Annotated in this window: 19 protein-coding genes, 1 tRNA gene and 1 pseudogene; 6 read left to right on the top strand and 15 right to left on the bottom strand. The window is 69.6% G+C overall.

Annotation, left to right across the window (positions count from 1 at the left end; all coding sequences use genetic code 11):
- Nucleotides 1–39: 39 nt before the first annotated feature.
- Nucleotides 40–2025 (top strand): cytochrome c oxidase assembly protein, encoded by a 1986-nt coding sequence (locus LG324_RS05310; protein WP_404352326.1) that lies wholly within the window; start codon nt 40–42, stop codon nt 2023–2025.
- Between the two features lie 25 nt (nt 2026–2050).
- Here LG324_RS05310 and LG324_RS05305 read toward each other — a convergent pair whose 3' ends face one another.
- Nucleotides 2051–2611: a copper resistance CopC family protein gene (locus tag LG324_RS05305; RefSeq protein WP_404352325.1), complete on the bottom strand. Its 561-nt coding sequence runs from the start codon at nt 2609–2611 to the stop codon at nt 2051–2053.
- A gap of 917 nt (nt 2612–3528) precedes the next feature.
- Nucleotides 3529–4410 (bottom strand): annotated as a pseudogene (locus LG324_RS05300) (IS3 family transposase); the annotation flags it as partial.
- 272 nt (nt 4411–4682) lie between these two features.
- Between LG324_RS05300 and LG324_RS05295 the strand changes: the two are divergent.
- On the top strand, nt 4683–5732 hold the full coding sequence (locus LG324_RS05295) for an IS110 family transposase (protein WP_404352324.1): 1050 nt from the start codon (nt 4683–4685) through the stop codon (nt 5730–5732).
- A 46-nt stretch (nt 5733–5778) separates the two neighbouring features.
- Here the strand turns inward: LG324_RS05295 and LG324_RS05290 are convergent, their stop codons facing one another.
- A complete protein-coding gene (locus LG324_RS05290; RefSeq protein WP_404352323.1) occupies nt 5779–6078 on the bottom strand; it encodes a transposase in 300 nt (99 codons plus the stop codon).
- A 505-nt stretch (nt 6079–6583) separates the two neighbouring features.
- On the opposite strand from LG324_RS05290, the gene LG324_RS05285 reads away from it, so the two are divergent.
- Entirely contained in the window at nt 6584–7090 is a 507-nt protein-coding gene (locus LG324_RS05285) for a hypothetical protein (protein WP_404352321.1), read from the top strand.
- Nucleotides 7091–7278: 188 nt separating this feature from the next.
- A complete protein-coding gene (locus tag LG324_RS05280) occupies nt 7279–7440 on the top strand; it encodes a hypothetical protein (RefSeq protein WP_404352320.1) in 162 nt (53 codons plus the stop codon).
- A gap of 214 nt (nt 7441–7654) precedes the next feature.
- Here the strand turns inward: LG324_RS05280 and LG324_RS05275 are convergent, their stop codons facing one another.
- A complete protein-coding gene (locus tag LG324_RS05275) occupies nt 7655–8383 on the bottom strand; it encodes a hypothetical protein (protein ID WP_404352319.1) in 729 nt (242 codons plus the stop codon).
- 213 nt (nt 8384–8596) lie between these two features.
- On the opposite strand from LG324_RS05275, the gene LG324_RS05270 reads away from it, so the two are divergent.
- Together LG324_RS05270 and LG324_RS05265 are read left to right on the top strand one after the other, a co-directional pair.
- Nucleotides 8597–9889: an ATP-binding protein gene (locus tag LG324_RS05270; protein ID WP_404352318.1), complete on the top strand. Its 1293-nt coding sequence runs from the start codon at nt 8597–8599 to the stop codon at nt 9887–9889.
- Nucleotides 9890–9934: 45 nt separating this feature from the next.
- Nucleotides 9935–10126, top strand: coding sequence for a helix-turn-helix transcriptional regulator (locus LG324_RS05265; RefSeq protein WP_404352316.1), 192 nt, complete (start codon nt 9935–9937; stop codon nt 10124–10126).
- Between the two features lie 7 nt (nt 10127–10133).
- On the opposite strand, the gene LG324_RS05260 is transcribed toward LG324_RS05265, so the two are convergent.
- The 11 genes from LG324_RS05260 to LG324_RS05210 form a co-directional block, all read right to left on the bottom strand.
- Nucleotides 10134–11183: a tyrosine-type recombinase/integrase gene (locus LG324_RS05260; RefSeq protein ID WP_404352315.1), complete on the bottom strand. Its 1050-nt coding sequence runs from the start codon at nt 11181–11183 to the stop codon at nt 10134–10136.
- A 227-nt stretch (nt 11184–11410) separates the two neighbouring features.
- Nucleotides 11411–11486: transfer RNA gene (locus LG324_RS05255), tRNA-Thr, on the bottom strand.
- Nucleotides 11487–11644: 158 nt separating this feature from the next.
- Nucleotides 11645–11989: a hypothetical protein gene (locus LG324_RS05250; protein ID WP_030528554.1), complete on the bottom strand. Its 345-nt coding sequence runs from the start codon at nt 11987–11989 to the stop codon at nt 11645–11647.
- Between the two features lies 1 nt (nt 11990).
- Nucleotides 11991–14063, bottom strand: a complete 2073-nt coding sequence (gene flhA, locus LG324_RS05245; protein ID WP_036830005.1) for a flagellar biosynthesis protein FlhA — start codon at nt 14061–14063, stop codon at nt 11991–11993.
- 109 nt (nt 14064–14172) lie between these two features.
- Entirely contained in the window at nt 14173–15282 is a 1110-nt protein-coding gene (locus LG324_RS05240) for a flagellar biosynthesis protein FlhB (RefSeq protein WP_036830069.1), read from the bottom strand.
- A 4-nt stretch (nt 15283–15286) separates the two neighbouring features.
- Nucleotides 15287–16066 carry a flagellar biosynthetic protein FliR gene (locus LG324_RS05235; protein ID WP_030528551.1) on the bottom strand — a complete coding sequence of 260 codons (780 nt, stop codon included), beginning with the start codon at nt 16064–16066 and terminating at the stop codon, nt 15287–15289.
- A complete protein-coding gene (gene fliQ / locus LG324_RS05230) occupies nt 16066–16335 on the bottom strand; it encodes a flagellar biosynthesis protein FliQ (RefSeq protein WP_030528550.1) in 270 nt (89 codons plus the stop codon). The genes LG324_RS05235 and fliQ overlap by 1 nt, the downstream gene beginning before the upstream one ends.
- A 10-nt stretch (nt 16336–16345) precedes the next feature.
- Complete coding sequence (gene fliP, locus LG324_RS05225; RefSeq protein ID WP_051750524.1) at nt 16346–17140, bottom strand: flagellar type III secretion system pore protein FliP; 795 nt, start codon at nt 17138–17140, stop codon at nt 16346–16348.
- Entirely contained in the window at nt 17133–17735 is a 603-nt protein-coding gene (locus tag LG324_RS05220; protein ID WP_404352312.1) for a flagellar biosynthetic protein FliO, read from the bottom strand. Before LG324_RS05220 ends, fliP begins: the two co-directional genes overlap by 8 nt.
- A complete protein-coding gene (gene fliN, locus LG324_RS05215) occupies nt 17735–18136 on the bottom strand; it encodes a flagellar motor switch protein FliN (RefSeq protein ID WP_404352311.1) in 402 nt (133 codons plus the stop codon). Before fliN ends, LG324_RS05220 begins: the two co-directional genes overlap by 1 nt.
- 25 nt (nt 18137–18161) lie before the next feature.
- The gene (locus tag LG324_RS05210; protein WP_404352310.1) at nt 18162–19025 is read right to left on the bottom strand and encodes a flagellar motor switch protein FliM; all 864 of its coding nucleotides are present in this window, start codon (nt 19023–19025) and stop codon (nt 18162–18164) included.
- Nucleotides 19026–19184: the final 159 nt, after the last annotated feature.

Below are 19184 nucleotides of genomic sequence, written 5' to 3'. Positions count from 1 at the left end.
GATGTTCAGATGAACAGGCAAGGACTCTAGGCTGCGCGCATGGGTACTGAGACACGGCAAACCCTGATACGCCCGCTCGGGCTCGCGGTCGGGGTGGGTCTCGTCGCCGCGGTCGCGGCGGCGCTGCTCACCGGTGCGGTCGACCCGCTCGACCTCGCCGACCCCGGACCTGTGGTCCGCTGGGGGCTCCCGCTCGTCTCCACGGTGGCCACGCTGGCGTCGAGCGCCACGGTGGGGCTGCTCGGGCTCGCGGCGTTCCTCGTGCCCGAGCGCACGTCCACCGAGCGTCGGGCCACGGCCACGCGCTTCGCCGCGCGCGCTGCTGCGCTGTGGGCCGTCGCCGCCCTGCTCGAGGTCGTGCTCACCTTCGCGTCGTTGGCGGGGACCCCGCTCTCGAGCCCCAGCCTCCCGAGCCAGCTGATCTCGTTCACGTGGGAGCTCGAGACGACCCGCGTCCTCCTCATCTCGGCGGTGGTCGCGGTCGTCGTCGCGGTGGCCGCGGCGTTCACCTCGCGCCGGGCCCCGATGGCGTGGCTGGCCGTCCTCACGCTGTTCGCCGTCGTCATCCTCGCCCTCACCGGGCACGCGGCCGGGTCGGCGAGCCACGAGGACGCCGTGAACTCGCTCGGGGCGCATCTGCTCGGCGTCGTCGTCTGGGTCGGCGGGCTCACCGCGCTCGTGACGATGCGCCGCACCCTCGGCTCCGACCTCGGCGCCACGGTCGCGCGCTACTCGACGGTGGCCCTGTGGTGCTTCGTCGCGGTCACGGTGACCGGCTTGCAGCAGGCGTGGATCCGGCTCGGCTCGTTCGGGGCGGTGGCCACCTCGTACGGCGTGGTCCTCGCCCTCAAGACGGCGGCCCTGGTGGCCTTGGGTGTCCTGGGCTGGCTGAACCGGCGCACCATCGCGACCCGTCTGAGGGTCGACCCCAGCGACGGCCGCGCCCTGTTCCGTCTCGCGTTCGTCGAGGTGGGGCTGATGGGGGCCGCCACCGGTCTGGCGTCGGTGTTGTCCCGCATCCCGCCACCCACCCCGGACGCCGCTCCGGCCCCGAGCCGCATCCTCGAGCTCACCGGCTTCCCCGACCCCGGACCGATGGCGAGCGCCGACTGGTTCACCGCGTGGCGCTTCGACTGGCTGCTGCTGGCGGTCGCGGTGCTGGCGGTGGGGCTGTACCTCGCAGGCGTCGTGCGGCTGGTGCGGCGCGGCGACCACTGGCCGGTCGGTCGCACCATCTGCTGGGTGCTCGGGTGGGCGCTGTTCGTGTGGGCGACGTCCGGGGCACCGGGCATCTGGGGGCGCGTGCTGTTCAGCGTGCACATGGTCATGCACATGGCGGTCGCGATGATCGTGCCGCTGCTGCTCGTCCCCGGGGCGCCGGTGACGCTCGCCCTGCGGACCCTGCGCTCGCGGCCCGACCGCACGTGGGGGCCACGCGAGGTCATCCTCCAGGTCGTGCACTCGCGGGCGATGCAGGTCTTCGCCAACCCCGTCGTCGCCGCCTCGATGTTCTTCTTCAGCCTCGCGATCTTCTACTGGACCGGCCTGTTCGAGCTCTCGCTGACGACCCACACGGGCCACCTGCTGATGCTCGCCCACTTCCTCCTCACGGGGTACCTGTTCACCTGGGTGCTCATCGGGATCGACCCCGGCGTGCCGAAGTGGTCGCCCCTGATGCTGCTCGTCATCCTCTTCGTGACGATCTCGTTCCACGCGTTCTTCGGGGTGTCGCTTACCGGCTCCGAGCAGCTGCTCGCGCCCGACTTCTTCGCGCAGATCAACCTGCCGTGGGGTCCGCTACCGCTCGCCGACCAGCACCGCGCCGGCGAGATCGCGTGGGGTGTCGGGGAGGCGCCGACCCTCGTCCTCGCCGTCATCGTCGCCGTCCAGTGGATGCGCCGCGACGCCACCGAGACGCGTCGCCTCGACCGGCAGGCCGACCGCGACGGCGACGCCGAGCTGCGCGCGTACAACGAGCGCCTGCGCCGCCTCCGCGAGCGGGATCAGATCGACGGATCTGCGTAAGCCGGTCGCTCGGAGGACCCCGATATCACTCGTGGATTCGACGCCGAGCGACGGCGACACCTCCCAGCACCAGTGCGATGACGGCAATGGCAGCCAGTGTCAGCAGCACGATGTCGGGGACGCCCTCATATCGCGATGTCTCGACCGGGGTGTGGCGCACCGAGTTCGAGGGAACCGGTGACACCGGCGGGACTGTCGATGGCGCGGTCGGGCTGGGCGAAGACGCAGGCGATGCCGTAGCGAGCGACGCGAAGGTGCTCGTTCCCGAAATCGGATGACCGTCCGTGCTGACGACCCGGTACGTCACTGTGTAGCGCCCCGGCGCCTGATCCTCCGTCAGAGGCTGACGAACCACGCGACCTTGAACTTCTGGGTCACCCCCGACGATCGACCCCCTGGGTCCGACGACAGTGACCATCACGAAGTCCGCATTGACTCTTTCGTTGAAGGTCAGTCGCACCTCTGTCGGCGAATCGACTGACGAGCCGTCCTTCGGGACGACGGCGTCCAGTCGCGCGTGAGTCGGCACCACCGTCGCGACAGCTGAGTTGGGTGTGGCCCAGGCTGATGAGACGAGCAAGGTCATCAGGGCGGCAGCGCCAGCAAACGCAGCAGCGCCGCGCCGACGTGACCTGGAAGGGGATAGGCGGAAGGAAGCAGTCATGGCGAAACTCCGAGGCTTGTTGGGCTCAGCAAATGAGGGGCGGACGACCGACCTCCATCTGGGGTCAGCCTCAGCAGCTCGCCGGTGGAGCCCGCTCGCCCAACGGGACGATCATCGGCGCAGTGCGCGCCAGCCCACGATCCGACGCAGCCGTGCGCACCCGACCTCCGCGCGTGTGCCGCGCTGCAGGCAAAGGCACCGCGAGATACGCGGCCACCCAACGAATCGCGTCTTCGCCGCGAGTCAGGGCCAAAGCCGCCACGAGCGACGAGACGATGTGGGCAACGACCATGGGACCGCTGAGAGGCAGGACGAACGTCACGGCTTGGGCAGAGTGCGCGACCGCCACGTGCTCGTGCATGTGGGCAGCAACGCCGCTTCCTCCACGAGCTGGGTCCATCCCCTGAAGCAGGAGGTGCGTGGCGACCTGGCCGAGAATGACCGCCCCAAACATTCGCGGCGCCGTGGTCCGCGCTCGGGTCAGAGCCGCGACGAGAGGCCCAATGAGTGCCACCACGATCCCAACGGGGATCAACCCCGGTGAACTCCCACCGCCCAATGCATGCGCCCCCGACGCCAGACCAACGATGACCAATGTGGCCACCACCGCGCGCAGTAGCCGCACCAAAGGCGCGCTACGGGACGTCATACGACAGAGCGTAAGGGAACGATGGACCGGGTTATCCCAGCGACCTTGGCCCTCGCGACAGTGTGAATCTCGAAGAAGGAGCGAGAGCGCGCCACCCGGGCCGCGGGTGCGCCGCCAGATAACGCCCCTGACTCACACCGCACTCGATCGGGACTGCTGAAGGTCTGGTTGTCACTTCCGGTGTGGTGTTTCAGGCCGCGTGAGCGGCCCGGTTGATGGTCTCAAACTCGATCGGGGTGAGCTTGCCGAGGGCGCGTTGCCGTCGCCGGCGGTGGTAGGTGCGCTCGGTCCAGGTGACGATCGCCAGGCGCAGCTGCTCACGGGTGTCCCAGCGCCGAGCGTTGAGGACGTTCTTCTGGAGCAGGGCGAAGAACGACTCCATCGCGGCGTTGTCCGCGGAAGAGGCGACCCGACCCATCGACCCCTTCAGGTGGTGCTTGCCGAGCGCGCTCACGTAGGTCCGGGAGCGGAACTGGCTGCCCCGGTCGGCGTGGACCACGCACCCGGCCACGGCGTCGCGTCCGCGGCGTGCGATGGCCATCTCCAGGGCGTCGACCGCGAGGTGGCGGGTCATCCGTGAGTCGATGGAGTAGCCGACGATCCGTCGGGACCAGACGTCCTTGACCGCGCACAGGTACAGCTTTCCCTCGGCGGTGGGGTGCTCGGTGATGTCGGTCAGCCACAGCCGGTTCGGGCCAGTCGCGGTGAAGTCCCGCTCGACCAGATCGTCGTGTACCGGCGGTCCCGGCTTCTTGAACCGGCCCCGCTTGCGGGCGTGCAGCGAGACGATCCCAGCCTGCGAGCAGACCTTCCACACCCGCCGCTCGGAGACCTCGTGGCCGGCCTCGGCCAGCTCGTCGGCGATGAAGCGGTACCCGAACCCCGGCTCGTCGGCGTGCACCTCGAGGGCAGCGTTGGTCGCGTACGCGTCGATCAGGTCCCGCTCAGTGACCGGGGCCGCCTTCCAGGAGTAGAACGCCTGCCGGGAGAACCCCAGCAGCCCGCAGGTCACCGCAACGGGGATGCCGTCGGCGGCAAGGTCCAGGACCAGCGGGTAGGTCTGTAATGGATCTCGGCCGGCCTGAGGTTGGCTGCGAGGCTGGGCCTCGACCGGCGGCAGTGACCCAGGCGTATGTCTGACCCTCCATCAGCGTGGTGTCTTGAAAATGACCCGTCCTGCCGCCGGGCGAGACTCCAGCCCCGCCGCGCGAATGACCTGATTAGAAGCCTGTCCACCCTGTCGCCGTTTGCGGCAACGCCGGGCGTGACTCATTACAGATGCGTCTTGCGCGACCCCCATCCGGGCTGGGCCTGTCCCATCCATCAAGAGAATGGAAGCCTGAGATGCCGCTCATCGCGGACACCTACCCGTACGTCGTGGGCGTGGACACGCACGCCCGCAGCCACACCTACTGCCTCATTGAGTCCGAGCGGGGCGCCATCGTGGACACGGCGACGTTCCCGACCAGCGTGGCGGGCATCCGCCGCGCTTTGACCTGGTTGATGGTCCGCACCGAAGGTGAGCTCGTCTTCGCCGCCGTAGAAGGAACCAGCAGCTACGGGGCGTCGCTGACCGCAGCCCTGAGCGACGTCGGGATCGCCATCGGGGAGATCCGCCCCGGGCCCAAGAGCAGCCACGCCCACCACGGGAAATCCGACCTGATGGACGCCGAGGCCGCGGCTCGAGCAGCCCTCGGACGTGACGCCCGCCGCGTGCCCCAACCGCGAGCCACCGGCGACAGGACGATGCTCCGGGTGCTACTCGCCTCCCGAAGCCTTGTTGACCATCAGCGCACCGCGAACCGTAACGCCCTCCTGGCCTTGCTGCGCACGGTTCCCCTCGGCCTTGACGTGCGCGGCCCGCTGCGTCAGGGACAGATCCGGCAGATCGCCGCGTGGCGACCCCAGCCCGGCGACCCTCTCCTACCGGCCCGAAGCGAAGCCAAACGGCTCGCCGCCGCGGTCCTCGCACAGGACACCATCCTGCGCGAGAACCACCAGCACCTCGCCGCGCTCGTCGAGCGACTCACCCCCGGCCTTCAAGGCATCCGCGGCGTTGGACCAGTCACCGCGGCGATCATGGTGTGCGCCTACTCCCACCACGGACGCCTTCGCGACGAAGCCGCCTTCGCAGCGCTGGCCGGCGTCGCGCCCCTGCCAGCCTCCTCCGGCAACACCGAACGCCACCGACTCAACCGATCGGGTGACAGACAGCTCAACCGAGCCCTGGACGTCATCGTCAGGACCCGCCTCAGCTGCGACAGCGACACGCGGGCCTACCTGGCCCGCTCAGTCGCCGCCGGAAAGACCCGACGCGAAGCGCGACGCAACCTGAAGCGCTACGTCGCCCGGTCCATCTTCCGCCAACTGCGCACAATGCCCGCCCTCACCTAGACCGCGCCTGCTCCCCCTAAACCCCTTGACAGCAGGCATAGAAGCGTCATTTTGGGGACTGACCCAGCCTCAGATTCGCCTGCGACAAGTACGCCGCGGCCCGGCGCAGGACCTCGTTCTCCTGCTCCAAGAGCCGGATCTTGCGCCGGGCCTCCTTCAACTCGGCGTTCTCAGCCGCCGTGGTGCCGGGACGGACGCCGTCCTCGACGTCGGCCTGGCGCAGCCAGTTGCGCAGGCACGACTCGGAGATCCCGAAGTCCGCGGCCAGCTTCGCGATCGGAGCCTCGCCCTTGCGGGCGACCGCGACCACGTCGTCACGGAACTCCTTCGGATGGGGTGCAGGCATGTCAACATCCTTCCAGCGAGACCTCCCGGCCCCACAGATCAGGTGTCAACCGAACCTTCAGCAGTCCCATCTCCACCCACCCAGAGGTCAAACCGGTCGGGTCGGACGAGGCGAGCTCTATGGAGCTCCCGGGCAGAGCTGGGTCACAGCGCCGCGGAGTGGAGCGCACGGATGGCACTTGCGAGTCCTCATCAGTCCCTCGCCTCCCCTGTCATCACATAGCGGACGACCCGGGCCGTTACATGGCAGCGGGTCCCTACGCCCCTCCGCCCCGCCACCTCCGCGCACCTCTGCGTTGCCGCCTTGCCGGTTCTTGCCCGTCCGTTGACGCCCCACCGCCCGACACCGGAAGCGTCGTGACACGACAGCAGAACGACCTCACACCTCATGCATCTCGGGTTGGATGTTTCGTTGTGACGCATCTGTTTTGAGGCTCGCAAGAAGGCCTGGCCCTGAACGATCGCGAGCGCGCTTTGGGAGAGGAGAAACGTTAGGGAGGCGAGCGATGACCGGACACTGGATCCAGCCGAGGATGCACCTCAAAGACCTCGAACGCCGACAGGCGAAGAGAGGCCAAGCCCGCCTCATCAAGCTGCGAGACGAGCGCCGCGAAGCCGCCCGGCTCGAGCGCATCGCCAACCGGGTCCCCAAAGATCGGGGCGTCGTCACCTGCGGATGGTGCGGCACGAGCATCACGGTCGCGCGAGTGGGCCGGATGCCGAAGTGGTGCTCCCCCGCGTGCCGGCACCGCGCCTGGGAACAACGCCGTGCCGCCGAGTCCGGCCTGGTCGCCGTCGAGGTGGTCGACCGACCCGTCGAGGTCATCCGCGAGATCACCAAGACCGAGACCGTCCCCGTCGTCGTCTCCCCCACTTCAGCTAGGCACTGGTCCGACCTGCTCACCACACTGGCCGAACGACTCGACCAAGGCCGCATCTACGACCGCGACGTGTCCGAACTCCTGCCCGCGATGTCAGCGCTGATCCTCGCCTTCAACCGACGCGTCCGCTGACGACGCCCAGGTCGTCACAACGACATGCACCGAGCCTTCGTCCCTCCCACCTGACCTGCAAAGTCCCTGCCTCGGGCGGCCCTCGTCCCTCCCAAGTCCGAGCGGGGCAAAGTCCTCCTGCCCCCGTCATGATGCGGCGTGACCGAACCGCGCCAAAGGTGCCCGCAGTCGCGTGGGATCCTCGAGCCGTGACCCCACGCCCCCGCCGCTCCGCCTCGACCCCCGTGGTGTCGCGTCGACCCGACCCGCCGGTCTGGGCCGAGGCCCTCAAGCAGGCTGGCGGCGACGTCCGCAGGCTCAAGGTCCACGAGGACGGAACCGTCCTCGTACTCCGCAACGTCGAGCGCTGACGACGGCGAGAGAGTCGTGACAGCGACTGAGCACACCGGGATGCAGCGGGTGTGTCGCCCGTGCCTTTGGATCGACAACGTACAAAGGGGCCGGGTTCCGTGCAGAACTTCCAGTCATCAGTGGGCGGATACACACATGGCTGAGCCCTCGCTTGCCTGTGCAGTCCTCAACGACGTTGCGAAGTATTGAGACGGTGGACCAAGTCTCTTGTTCTCAGCTTCTTCTGCGCGCAGGCCCGGGCAGGTCAGCCATTAAGTCGTCGGTCAGCTCATACTTGAGTCGCGGCTGACGACGCGCGAAAGGATCTGTGGCATCCACGATCCTCATGACCCTAAGCAGCCCGATCTCTTGCAGGTCCTTCGCTCCTCGAGCCCACGTCTCGTCTGACAAGCAGTACTGGCGCTTCCGACGACCATCCGCAGCAGAACCGTCGGGACGTCCGCCTGTTAGTTCTCGAAGAACCACGTAGATGCTCAGCGCTCTTCCGGACATGACGTGGATCCAACCGTTAGACCAAAGGTCCAAGGGCAACGTGATCCAGCGCCCACCCCAGTCGCCGAGTTCTGGTAGCGGCAAGATGGTTACGTGAGGTGGATGCGTGCCGTTCTCCACACGCTGGATGAAGCCTGCATCGCGCAGCCATCTTTGCGCCTGGTTGACGCGACGCGCGCCCTGTCCTGCAGGGTCTGGAATCGACAACATCGTGGCGTAGGCAGAGGCGGGGTACGGGCGCAGCTGCCGCGGCTCTTTGGTGGCCAACATCACCATTGATAGGTAGAGCTTTAAACGAAGTCCCTGCCCGCGACCATCTGACCCAATCTGGTGCAGCGGCGTGTCGCCTTCCGAGGGATCGCGCACGAAGTCGATTGGCAATTGAACGGTGCTGTGCCGCTTCGACCGCTCGACCGCGCTGCGCAGGACGTCCAACGCGTCTTGGTCCATGTCACTCTCCTTGGACGCTCGGAGCGGGGTTGCGGGGGGTACTAGAGGTTCATGGGGTCCCGAAGTACTTCCTATTGCAGTCCGCCACAGAAGCTCTACGAGCCTATCCTAAAGGTCGCTCGTGGCTCTGTTAAACGTCTATGAGCGCCCGTTGGTAGCGTCCAAGGCCGACAAACAGTAGCGTTGAGGCTCGACCGATGGGAGTGTTGGGCCATGACTTGGGGAACGCCACCACTGAGCGGATACAGGCCAAGGGTCATTGACGCAGAGCTTGACGTCCTCCTGCCTGGTCTTCCCGCGATTGCGCTCGAGGGGGCTAAGGGGGTCGGCAAGACGGAGACGGCACGGAAGCGCGCAGGCAGCGTCCATCTTCTTGATGACGAACAACAGTTGGAGGTCGCCCGCGCCGATATCGACCGCCTTCTGGCGACGGAACCTCCCGTCCTGATTGACGAGTGGCAGCGCCTCCCACCCGTGTGGGACGCGGTTCGAAGAGCGGTGGACGCCGACGCCTCTCCGTCCCGCTTCCTGCTGACTGGTTCCGCCTCGCCGCGGACACCTCAGACCCACTCCGGCGCAGGCAGGATCGTCCAACTACGCATGCGGCCCTTGACCCTCTCGGAACGCGGGATGTCTCCCAGCGTCAGCGTCGCCGCCCTTATGTCTGGAGCACGTCCAGTCATCGAGGGCTCGACCGAGATTGGCCTAGATGACTACGTAACTGAGATCTTGGCTGGCGGGTTCCCCGCGCTGCGCGGACTCCCCGATCGTGCACTACGCGCGCAACTCGACGGCTATCTCGCAAGGATCGTCGACCATGACTTCCCAGAAATGGGGCAGCCAGTGCGTAGGCCTGACACGTTGCGTCGCTGGATGGAGGCGTACGCAGCAGCGACGTCGACCACCGCCGCGTACGAAGCGATTCGGGACGCGGCGACAGGGGGTCAGGGGGACAAGCCAGCCAAGACGACGACAGAGCCCTACCGTGAGGTTCTGGAACGCCTATGGATTCTTGATCCTGTTCCCGCCTGGACCCCGAGCAGAAATCACCTTCGACGCTTAGCGCAGGCGCCGAAGCACCAGCTCGCCGACCCAGCCTTGGCCGCGCGACTACTCGGAGTGGGCCCGGAGTCGTTGCTTTCTGGCCGCAGCAGCGGTCCAGTCGTGCCGCGCGACGGAACGCTCCTCGGAGCGCTCTTCGAGTCGCTTGTGGGCCTTAGCCTTCGGGTTTACGCGCAAGCGGCCGAAGCAAAGGTGCGCCACCTTCGGACCAAAGCCGGCGAGCGCGAGGTGGACTTCATTCTTCTGCGCGACGATTCTCGGGTCGTGGCCGTCGAGGTCAAACTGTCCGCAACCGTGAGTGAAGACGATGTCCGACATCTCTTGTGGCTACGCGATCAGCTTGACGACGAGCTACTGGATGCCGCCGTCGTCACCACGGGACGAGAGGCATACCGCCGCCCCGATGGGATAGCCGTAATTCCGGCGGCCCTACTTGGCCCGTGACCGCGAAGGTCAATTTGCTGGCATACGTGTCATGAGGAGGCCACCATGACCCAGACCACTCGCCGTCAGTACGAATCGCTTGCCGAGGCCGCGGAGCGCACGGGCGTCAGCACCCGCACGCTCCGTCGACGCATCTCGTGCGGCGAGCTCACCGCCTACCGCGCCGGCCCGCGGATCATCCGGCTCGACCCGGAGGACGTGGATCGTCTGCTGCAGCGGATCCCGAACTTTCGCTGAGTTCGCCTCAGCCCGAGGCGGACTCAGCGGCACGCGCCAGCGCCGAGAGTGCGTCGGCGATCTGACGGTCGCGTCCTGCCGCCGCGTGCTGATAGCGCAGCGCTGCGTTGACGCTGCTGTGGCCGAGCCGCTGCTGAAGCTCGGCCAAGGTCGCACCAGCCATTGCCGCCATCGTCGCCCCCGTGTGACGCAGGTCGTGCAGTCGGAGATCCGACCGACCGGCGGACTCGCGCGCCGTTCGCCAGGACTTGTAGAACGTCGACGGCTGAAGATGGGAGTCGCTGTCTGCGCTCGGGAAGAGGAGCGACTTCGGTCCGGGCGCGGTGAGCTGCTCGAGGTGGTGTCTGAGCGCTGGCTCGATGTGGGGCGGCACCGCGACCGTGCGCGTGCCGGCGGCCGACTTCGGCGTCCCCACGATCGGCTTGCCATGCACCCACGTCAGAGCTCGCTCTACGCGGATCGTCCCACGGGCAAGATCGACGTCCGACCGCCGCAGTTCGAGCACCTCGCCTTGGCGCAGCGCACACCACGCACAAATGAGGACCAGTGCCCGGTACCGCTCGGGCAGGCTCTCGACGATGACCCGCAACTCGTCGATCGACGCCGGCCGGATCTCGCGCTCCCGAGGCGTGCTCGAACCACCGCGGATTCGGCAGGGGTTGGCGGCGATGAGGTCGTCGCTCACGGCGGTGCTCATGATCGCCTTGAGGAGCGAGTACGCCCGCGCCCGCGACGTCGGTCGATCCAGCGGCATCGACGTCCACCATTTCCTCACCATGGCCGGCGTGATGTCGGCGATTGGCTCTCGCCCCAGCCTCGGGACGAGGTACGTGTCGAGGAGGTGGAGGTACCCCTCACGGGTCCGCGGCTTGAGGTCGCGGGTCGCCACCCAGGACGTCGCGAACTCGGCGAAGGCCTCGCTCCTCCGCGGGGGCGGCTCCGGGCGCTCCCACTCGCCGAGCATGATCTTGTAGCGCTCGGTCCCCAGCCAGGCCTCCGCGTCGGCCTTCGAGGCGAAGGTGTCGGGCGCCTTGAGCCGCCGGAAGTCGGGCGCCATGTAGCTGGCCTGGTACCGACCGGAAGGAAGCTTCCTGAGGTACCCGAAGCCGCGTCGGGCCCGCCGCGCGCCGCTCATCGTGACCTGTTTCCCGACAGCGGTCGTGCTACATATGTGCTGTATCTGTGGCTAGCTGCGATCATCCATGTCCCCCGATGTCAGCATCGACGAGGCGTCGACAAGCGACATTTTCGCAGGTCAGAGGGGTGAAAGCAATGGCCGGGCGATGGAGCTGGCGGGGGGACTCGAACCCCCAACCCCCTGTTTACAAGACAGGTGCGCTACCGATTGCGCCACGCCAGCGGGCCGGCGCAGAGGCCGACGGCCCCACACTCTATCGGCCACTCGGGCACCCACCGTGCGGCTTCCGAGCAGTGCGGGACGGTGGTCGGAGCACCGCACGCGGTCGAGGTGAAAGCCGACCCTGACGTGGTCGGGTTTCACCTCGAACCGGCGGGCGGTCAGCCGGCCTGCGGGTCCGCGGGGTCGGTCGTGGGGAAAGCCATCGTCTCGTCGACCGGAGGCTGCTCAGCCGGCGCGGCGACCGGCACGGGAGCCGCAGCGGGCGTGCGGACGACCGGGTTGTGGAGCGTGGAGGCGACGATGCCGACGCCGACGACCGCGACGAGCCACGCGAGGCCGAAGCGGTACACGGCCTGGTCGATCGAGAGGTTGCCGGCGTAGACGAGCATCCCCGCGGGGACGAACAGCGCGACGCCGAAGAGCGCGCCGAACGCGAAGCGCTCCGGCGAGTGCGCCTTGGCCGGCTTGGCCTTCGCCTCTCCCCCGGACTTCGTGCGGCCCATGTCAGACCCCCGCCGTGCCGAGCGCGTCGGCGGCGGCGACGTCGACGACGCCGGCCGTGGTCAGGCGCAGGTGGCCACCGAGCTCCTGGTACGCCAGCACCGGCAGCTGCGGGGCCGCGCCCTCGACGAGCCGGCGCACCGCCCGCCGCAGCGGCTGCGCGCACACGAGCACCGGCTGCACACCGCCCTCCTCGACCGTGCGTGAGACGCGGGCGGCCTCGGTGGCCAGCCGGTCGGCGAAGTACGGGTCGAGCAGCAGCTGGGGGCCGCCGTCACCGGAGCGCAGCGACTCGAGCAGCTTCTGCTCCAGCCGCGGCTCGAAGGTGAGCACGTGGAGGTCGCCGTTGGAGGCGTGCGACGCCGCGATGGCCGGGCCGAGCGCCAGGCGCGCTGCCTCGACGAGCTGGTCGGGGTCGGTGGTGACCCGGGCCCGCAGCGAGATCGCCTCGAAGATCCGGACGAGGTCGCGGATGCCGACGCCCTCGACGAGCAGTCCCTTGAGGACGCGTTGGATCTCGCCGAGCGCGAGCGGGTTGGGGGTGAGCTCCTCGATGACCTGCGGGTGCGTGGAGCGCACGGCGTCGACGAGCAGCTTGACGTCCTCGCGGCCCAGCAGGTCCGCAGCGTGCCGGCGGACGGTCTCGGCGAGGTGGGTGGTGATGACCGACGAGCGGTCGACGACCGTGCCGTCGAGGGCCTCGGCGCGTCCGCGCAGGTGCGCGGCGACCCACTTGGCCTCGAGGCCGAACACCGGCTCGCGGGTCGGGATGCCCTCGAGGTGCGCGATGGCGTCGCCGATGACGAGCACGTGCCCGGCGGGCGCCTCGCCGCGGGCGACCTCGACACCGTGGACGCGGATCGCGTAGGTGTGCGAGGGCAGGTCGAGGTTGTCGCGGGTGCGCACGAGCGGGATGACGACGCCGAGCTCCATCGCGAGCTTGCGGCGCAGCGCCTTGACCCGACCGAGCAGGTCGCCGCCGTTGTCGGCGTCGACGAGGCCGATGAGGTCGAAGGCCAGCTCGAGCTCGAGCGGCTCGACGCGGATGTCGTGGGCGAGGACCTGCGGGCTGTCGGGAGACGGCAGGGCCTCGCGCTCGGCGGCGGCCTCCTCGGCGCGGCGGGCCTCCTCGCGCTCCTCGAGCTTCGGCATCGCGCGGGCCAGGAGCACCGCGCCGCCGCCGATGAGGATGAACGGCAGCTTCGGCAGGGCCGGCACGAGCGCCAGCGCCATGATGACGACGCCGGCGATCTGGATGGCGCCGCGCTGCTGGCCGAACTGGTGGATGATGTCGCCGCCCATGTCGCGCTCGGTCGAGGCGCGGGTGACGATGATGCCGGTCGACATCGACAGCAGCAGGGCCGGGATCTGCGAGACGAGGCCGTCGCCGACCGACAGGAGGCTGTAGGTCTGGATCGCGTCCCCGACGGCCTGGCCGTTCTGGACGACGCCGATGACGAGGCCGCCGATGAGGTTGACGAGCGTGATGACGATGGCGGCGATCGCGTCGCCCTTGACGAACTTCGAGGCACCGTCCATCGCGCCGTAGAAGTCCGCCTCGCCCGAGACCTCCTTGCGGCGGCGCCGCGCCTCGTCCTCGTCGATGAGGCCCGAGTTGAGGTCGGCGTCGATGGCCATCTGCTTGCCGGGCATCGCGTCGAGGGTGAAGCGGGCGGCCACCTCGGCCACGCGCCCCGCACCGTTGGTGATGACGACGAACTGGATGACGACGAGGATGAGGAAGATGACGAGGCCGACGACGAGCGAGCTGCCGACGACGAAGTGACCGAACGCCTCGATGACCTTGCCGGCGAACCCGTCGACGAGCACGAGGCGGGTCGCGCTGATGTTGAGCGCCAGCCGGAAGAGCGTCGCGACGAGCAGCAGCGACGGGAAGACCGCGAAGTCCAGCGGCCGCGTCACGCGCAGGGCCACGAGCAGGACGAGCACCGAGATCGTGAGGTTGAGGGCCAGCAGCAGGTCGAGCAGCATGCTCGGCACCGGCACGACCATCATGACGACGACGCCGACGACGGCCGCCGGGATGCCGATCTGGCTCAGCCGTGCGTTCTTCATCGGACCTCGCGGTGGCGACGGGAGCGGGTGGTGGCAGTCATCTCGGGACTCCCATCGGCAGGCGGGGACGTGACCTGAGGGGTGTAGACGGTCGGGGTGGTCGCGGAGCTCACGCGGCGACCCCCGCCCGGTCGGTGCCCGCGTACGGGCTGCGGTGGAAGCCGCTCGTCACGCCGCGGCGCTTGAGCCCGAGGACGAAGACGAACACGCCCGCGACGGCATCGAAGAGCTCCGGCGGGATCTCGTCGCCGACGTCGCACATCCGGTAGACGGTGCGCGCGAGCGGCACGTCCTCGACCATCGGCAGCCGCAGCTCGGCCGCCTCCTCGCGGATGCGGGCCGCCGCCGCACCGGCGCCGCGCGCGACGACCCGCGGTGCGCCGAGGCCCATCTCGTACTTGAGCGCGACCGCGACGTGCGTCGGGTTGACGAGCACGACGTCGGCCGAGGCGAGGTTGGAGAGCATCCGGTTGCGGCTCATCTCGCGCTGCTTGCCGCGGATCATGCCCTTGAGCAGCGGGTCGCCCTCGGACTGCTTGTGCTCGCGCCTGATCTCGTCCTGGCTCATCTTCAGCTGCGAGCCGATGCGCCGCTTCTCCATGACGAAGTCCGCTGCGGCGAGCACGAGCCCGACGCCGGCGACGAGCCGGAGCACGTGCGTCACGGCCCCGACCGCCGCGGACGCCGCAGCCCCGAGTGACCACGAGCCGTGCGTCGTCATGAGGATCGCGACGTCGCGCAGCTCGGTGTACCCGACCCACCCGAAGATGACGAACTTCAGCAGGGTCTTGCCGAGGGTCCACGCGGCGTGCGCGGAGACGAGCTGCTTGAGCCCCTTGGCCGGGTTGAGCACACCGAAGTTGGGCTTGAACTTGCCGGGGTAGACGCGGATGCCGCCCTGCGCCGCGCTGCTGGCCAGCGCGGCCACGACCATGACGCCGAGGAACGGCGCGAGCACCTTGACGGCGTCGATCCCCGTCTGCCGCATCACGGTCACGCCGCGCTCGGGCTGCGGGTCGAGGATGACCTCGCGCAGCCCCTGGAGGGTGCCGACGAACAGCTCGGACAGCCCGGAGACGAGGTGCGGCAGGACGACGGACGCGAGCATGACGGCCGCCCACGCGCTGAGCTCGGCGGTGCGGGCGACCTGCCCGTCGCGGCGCGCCTTCTTGAGCCGCTGCGGGGTGGGCTTCTCGGTCTTCTGCGACTTGTCGCTCACCGGCTCACCCACCCGCCCCGAGCATCCGCGCCACCGACGTCATGTCGCGTCCGGTCTGGTCGAGCAGCTCGCTGACGACCCCGGGCAGCAGCGCGAAGGCCATCCCCGCGAAGGAGATGACGAGGATGATCTTCACGGGGAAGCTGATCGCGAAGATGTTGAGCGTCGGGACGGCCCGCGACACCAGGCCGAGCGCGATCTCCGAGAGGAAGAGCACGACGAGCACCGGCGCCGCCACCTGCAGCGCCCCACCGAGGAAGGTGCCGATCCCGTCGGTGACGAGCCGGGCGAGGTCGCCGAGGGCCATCGGGTGCAGCGGAAGGACCGTGAAGGTCGAGATGAGCCCGCGCACGAGGAAGAGGTGCCCGCCGGTCGCGAAGAGCAGGGTGATCGCGAGCAGCTGGTGGATGCGCCCGAAGATGCTGCTCGTCGCGTTCGACATCGGGTCGTAGAGCGAGGCGAGCGTGAAGCCGCTCGCGAGGTCGAGCAGCTCGCCGGCGGCCTGCACGACCGCGAAGGCCAGCAGGACGACGAAGCCCATCGCCGCGCCGACGACCGCCTGGTAGAGGGCCGCGCCGAGCAGCGGGAAGAGCTCGAGCGCCGGCGTCGCCTGCCCACGGATGGCCGGGAGCACCGCGAGCGAGAGCGCCACGGCCAGACCGGCCTTGACGCGCGCCGGAACGGCCTTGCTGCTGAACGGCGGGGCGAGGAGGAAGAACACCGAGAGCCGCGTCGTCGCGAGCAGCAGCGTGACGAGCGAGTCGGCGGCGAACGCGATCGTCATCAGGTGAGCAGCTGCGGCAGGAGGTCGAACATGGCGCGGGTGAAGGACACCGCCTCCTGGAGCATCCAGTGGCCGGCGACGACGAGGACGAGCGCGACGCCGAGGAGCTTCGGCACGAAGCTGAGCGTCACCTCCTGCACCTGCGTGACCGCCTGGAAGAGCGAGATGACGAAGCCGATGGCCAGGGCGGTGAGCAGCACGGGCATCGCCAGCTTCGCGCTGACGATCATGGCCTGCACCCCGATGTGGACGATGTCGGCGTCGGTCACGTCCTCCCCCTCACCGGTAGCTCTGGACGAGGGCGGTGACGATGAGGCCCCAGCCGTCGACCATGACGAAGAGCAGGAGCTTGAAGGGCAGCGAGATGAGCGCGGGCGGCAGCATCATCATGCCCATCGACATGAGCACGGAGCTGACGACGACGTCGATGACGAGGAACGGCACGAAGATGACGAAGCCGATGATGAACGCGGACTTCAGCTCCGAGAGGACGAAGGCCGGCACGAGCGTCGTCAGCGGCACGTCGTCGACCGTCGCGGGCTTCTCCTCACCGCTCAGCTTGACCATCGTCGCGAGCTCGGCCGGGCGGGTCTGCTCGCCCATGAACGTCCGGAGCGGCTTGACGGTGCGCTCGATCGCCTGCGACTGGGTGATGTCGCCCTTCATGTAGGGCTGGATGCCCTGGTCGTTCATCTGCGACAGGACCGGCGCCATGATGAAGAGGCTGAGGAAGAGCGCGAGGCCGACCAAGACCTGGTTCGGCGGGATGGTCTGGGTGCCGAGCGCGTTGCGGGTCAGCGACAGCACGACGATCACCTTGGTGAAGGCGGTCGTGAGGATGAGCAGCGCCGGCGCCAGCGACAGCACGGTGAGCAGGACGATGATCGTCACCGTCTGGCTCGGCTGGGTCGCGCCGCCGTCGAGCGTCACCGACACCCCACCGGGGGTGGGCGACGGGCTCGGGCTCGGCGCGGCCGACGCGAGGGCGGCGCCGGGGCCGAACGCCGTGAACAGCACGAGGCCGGTCACGAGCAGCGGGCGCACCCGCCGCAGGAGGGCGAGGGGACTAGGCACGACTCCCCTTGATCGCGCCGACGACGAGGCTCGCGGCGTTCCACGGCCAGCCGGTCGGCACCGGGGCGCCACCGGCCGCGGGGGCGGCGGGGCGGGGCAGGACGGGGCGGCGCGCCGCGGCGTGGCGACCGCCGCGGGTGACCGGAGCAGCGGGAGCGACGGAGGCGACGGCGACCGGCACGGTGGCTGCGGGACCGAGGTCGAGGCCGGTTTCGTCGGCCTGCGCCCGCAGCGCGGCGGCGAAGTCCGGCGCGGCGGCGGGCGCGATGGCGACCGTCGGGGCGGTGACCACGGGAGCCTCCTGCTCCGGCTCGACGACCTCGAGGACCTGCGGGTCGAGCTCGCGCAGGAGCGAGACGTGCTGGTCGGTGACGCCGAGGACGAGCACCTGCTCGCCGACGCGCACGACGTGGAGGGCGGACCCGCGGCCCAGCGCGCGCCGCGACAGCACCTCGACCTGCACCCCGGCACGCGAGCCGACCGCACCCCCGAGCCCGCGCTTGCGCGCCCAGCGGGCGAGCAGCACGAGGAGGGTGAGGACGACGCCGAGGGAGACGAGCAGCCGCAGCACGACGAGCACGACGGATCCGTCCATCAGGCGCCGAGCCCCAGGGCCGGGTCGGCGCTGACGATCTCGGTGACGCGGACGGCGTACTCGTCGTCGACGACGACGACCTCGCCGCGCGCCATGAGGGTGCCGTTGACGAGGACGTCGACCGGGCTGCCGGCCGGGCGGTCGAGCTCGACGACGGCGCCCGGAGCCAGGCCGAGCACCTCGCGCACCGTCATCCGGCTGCGGCCGAGCTCGACGCTGATGCCGAGCTCCACCTCGCGCAGCAGGTGCAGGCGGCGGGGGTCGACCGCGGCGGGCGCGGCCGGCGCGGCGGCGGGCACGGCCCCACCGAGCGGCGGCAGCGCGGGCGCGGCCTCGGTCGTCGGGGCGGGCGCCTCCTCACCGGTGACGGCGAACGGGTCCTGGGTGTCGGCGATGCTCATGGCGGGTCTCCGGTCGGGTCGGGGGTCAGGGGACGATCTGGACGGCGAGGCGGCGGCCGTGGCTGCCGGGCGTCGCGCGGGCGACGCGGGTGCCACCGGCGGACACGAGGAGCGGCTCCGCGGTGCGGTGGCGCAGGGGGACGACGTCGCCGACGGAGAGGGCGAAGACCTCGGCGGAGGTCAGCGTGACCTCGCGGAAGGAGACGGCGAGGTCGACCTCGACCTGGCCGAGGCGGTCGGTCACGACGCGGCGGACCTGCGCGGCCCGCTCCCCCGCGCCGTCGTCGTCGGCCATCTTGTCGAGGGACGTGAGCAGCGGGGTGAGCGTGGCGAGGGTGACCGCGACGGTCAGCGGGACCGGCCGCTCGAAGACGAGCAGCTCGAGCTCGACCGTGACGACGGGATCGGTGGTGCGGGCGACCTGGTGGAAGCGCACCGTCGACTCCAGGCCGGTCATCGCGACGGGCAGGTCGCCGATGACGGTGAACGAGAAGGGCAGCTCGCCGACCATCTGGGCCAGGAGCAGCTCGGCCACACCGGACTCGATCTCCGTGAGGGGCCGCTCGGGCTGCGCGCCGGTGCCGGAGCCGCCGAGCATGCGGTCGACGAAGCCCATGGCGTCACCGAGCGAGAGCTGGAGGTGGCCGCCGCCGGGGAGGTTCTCGACCGCGAGCGCGCCGAGCACGCTGGGGCGGGCCATCGACTCGAGGTACTCGCCGTAGGTGCACTGGCCGAGCGCGACCACCTTCGCGGGCACGATCGTGTGCAGGGCGGTCGACAGCACGGTGGAGACGCGCCGCGCCCAGGTCTCGACGACGACCTGGAGCGCCTGCTCACGCTGTCGCGAGAGACGGTCCGGGCTCCGGAAGTCGTACGTCTGTGGCTCCACACTCACGGCCTGCCCATCGGCACCCACCGGGGGGACCTGAGCGGTTCGTGTCGCACGGGGGCAGCAAGGGCCGTTCGGCCGACCCGGTGGGGGACGAGCGCCCGAGTGGGCGGCGTCCCCCGACCGGGTGGCTGCGGGCCGGCTCCCTGTCCGTGCCGG

Source organism: Phycicoccus jejuensis (assembly GCF_044797865.1).
Taxonomy (GTDB): Bacteria; Actinomycetota; Actinomycetes; order Actinomycetales; family Dermatophilaceae; genus Phycicoccus; species Phycicoccus jejuensis.
Note: the sequence above shows the minus strand (reverse complement) of the source record. Positions and strands in the feature narration are given on the sequence as shown.

What these genes read in the sequence shown, in the direction of transcription:
- flhA (WP_036830005.1), bottom strand. Translation starts at nt 14,063, where the DNA reads ATGAAGAACGCACGGCTGAGCCAGATCGGCATCCCGGCGGCCGTCGTC.
- fliN (WP_404352311.1), bottom strand. Translation starts at nt 18,136, where the DNA reads ATGAGCATCGCCGACACCCAGGACCCGTTCGCCGTCACCGGTGAGGAG.
- LG324_RS05295 (WP_404352324.1), top strand. Translation starts at nt 4,683, where the DNA reads ATGCCGCTCATCGCGGACACCTACCCGTACGTCGTGGGCGTGGACACG.
- LG324_RS05275 (WP_404352319.1), bottom strand. Translation starts at nt 8,383, where the DNA reads ATGGACCAAGACGCGTTGGACGTCCTGCGCAGCGCGGTCGAGCGGTCG.
- LG324_RS05250 (WP_030528554.1), bottom strand. Translation starts at nt 11,989, where the DNA reads ATGGGCCGCACGAAGTCCGGGGGAGAGGCGAAGGCCAAGCCGGCCAAG.
- LG324_RS05310 (WP_404352326.1), top strand. Translation starts at nt 40, where the DNA reads ATGGGTACTGAGACACGGCAAACCCTGATACGCCCGCTCGGGCTCGCG.
- LG324_RS05220 (WP_404352312.1), bottom strand. Translation starts at nt 17,735, where the DNA reads ATGGACGGATCCGTCGTGCTCGTCGTGCTGCGGCTGCTCGTCTCCCTC.
- LG324_RS05290 (WP_404352323.1), bottom strand. Translation starts at nt 6,078, where the DNA reads ATGCCTGCACCCCATCCGAAGGAGTTCCGTGACGACGTGGTCGCGGTC.
- LG324_RS05265 (WP_404352316.1), top strand. Translation starts at nt 9,935, where the DNA reads ATGACCCAGACCACTCGCCGTCAGTACGAATCGCTTGCCGAGGCCGCG.
- LG324_RS05260 (WP_404352315.1), bottom strand. Translation starts at nt 11,183, where the DNA reads ATGGCGCCCGACTTCCGGCGGCTCAAGGCGCCCGACACCTTCGCCTCG.
- LG324_RS05285 (WP_404352321.1), top strand. Translation starts at nt 6,584, where the DNA reads ATGACCGGACACTGGATCCAGCCGAGGATGCACCTCAAAGACCTCGAA.
- LG324_RS05235 (WP_030528551.1), bottom strand. Translation starts at nt 16,066, where the DNA reads ATGACGATCGCGTTCGCCGCCGACTCGCTCGTCACGCTGCTGCTCGCG.
- LG324_RS05305 (WP_404352325.1), bottom strand. Translation starts at nt 2,611, where the DNA reads ATGACCTTGCTCGTCTCATCAGCCTGGGCCACACCCAACTCAGCTGTC.
- LG324_RS05270 (WP_404352318.1), top strand. Translation starts at nt 8,597, where the DNA reads ATGACTTGGGGAACGCCACCACTGAGCGGATACAGGCCAAGGGTCATT.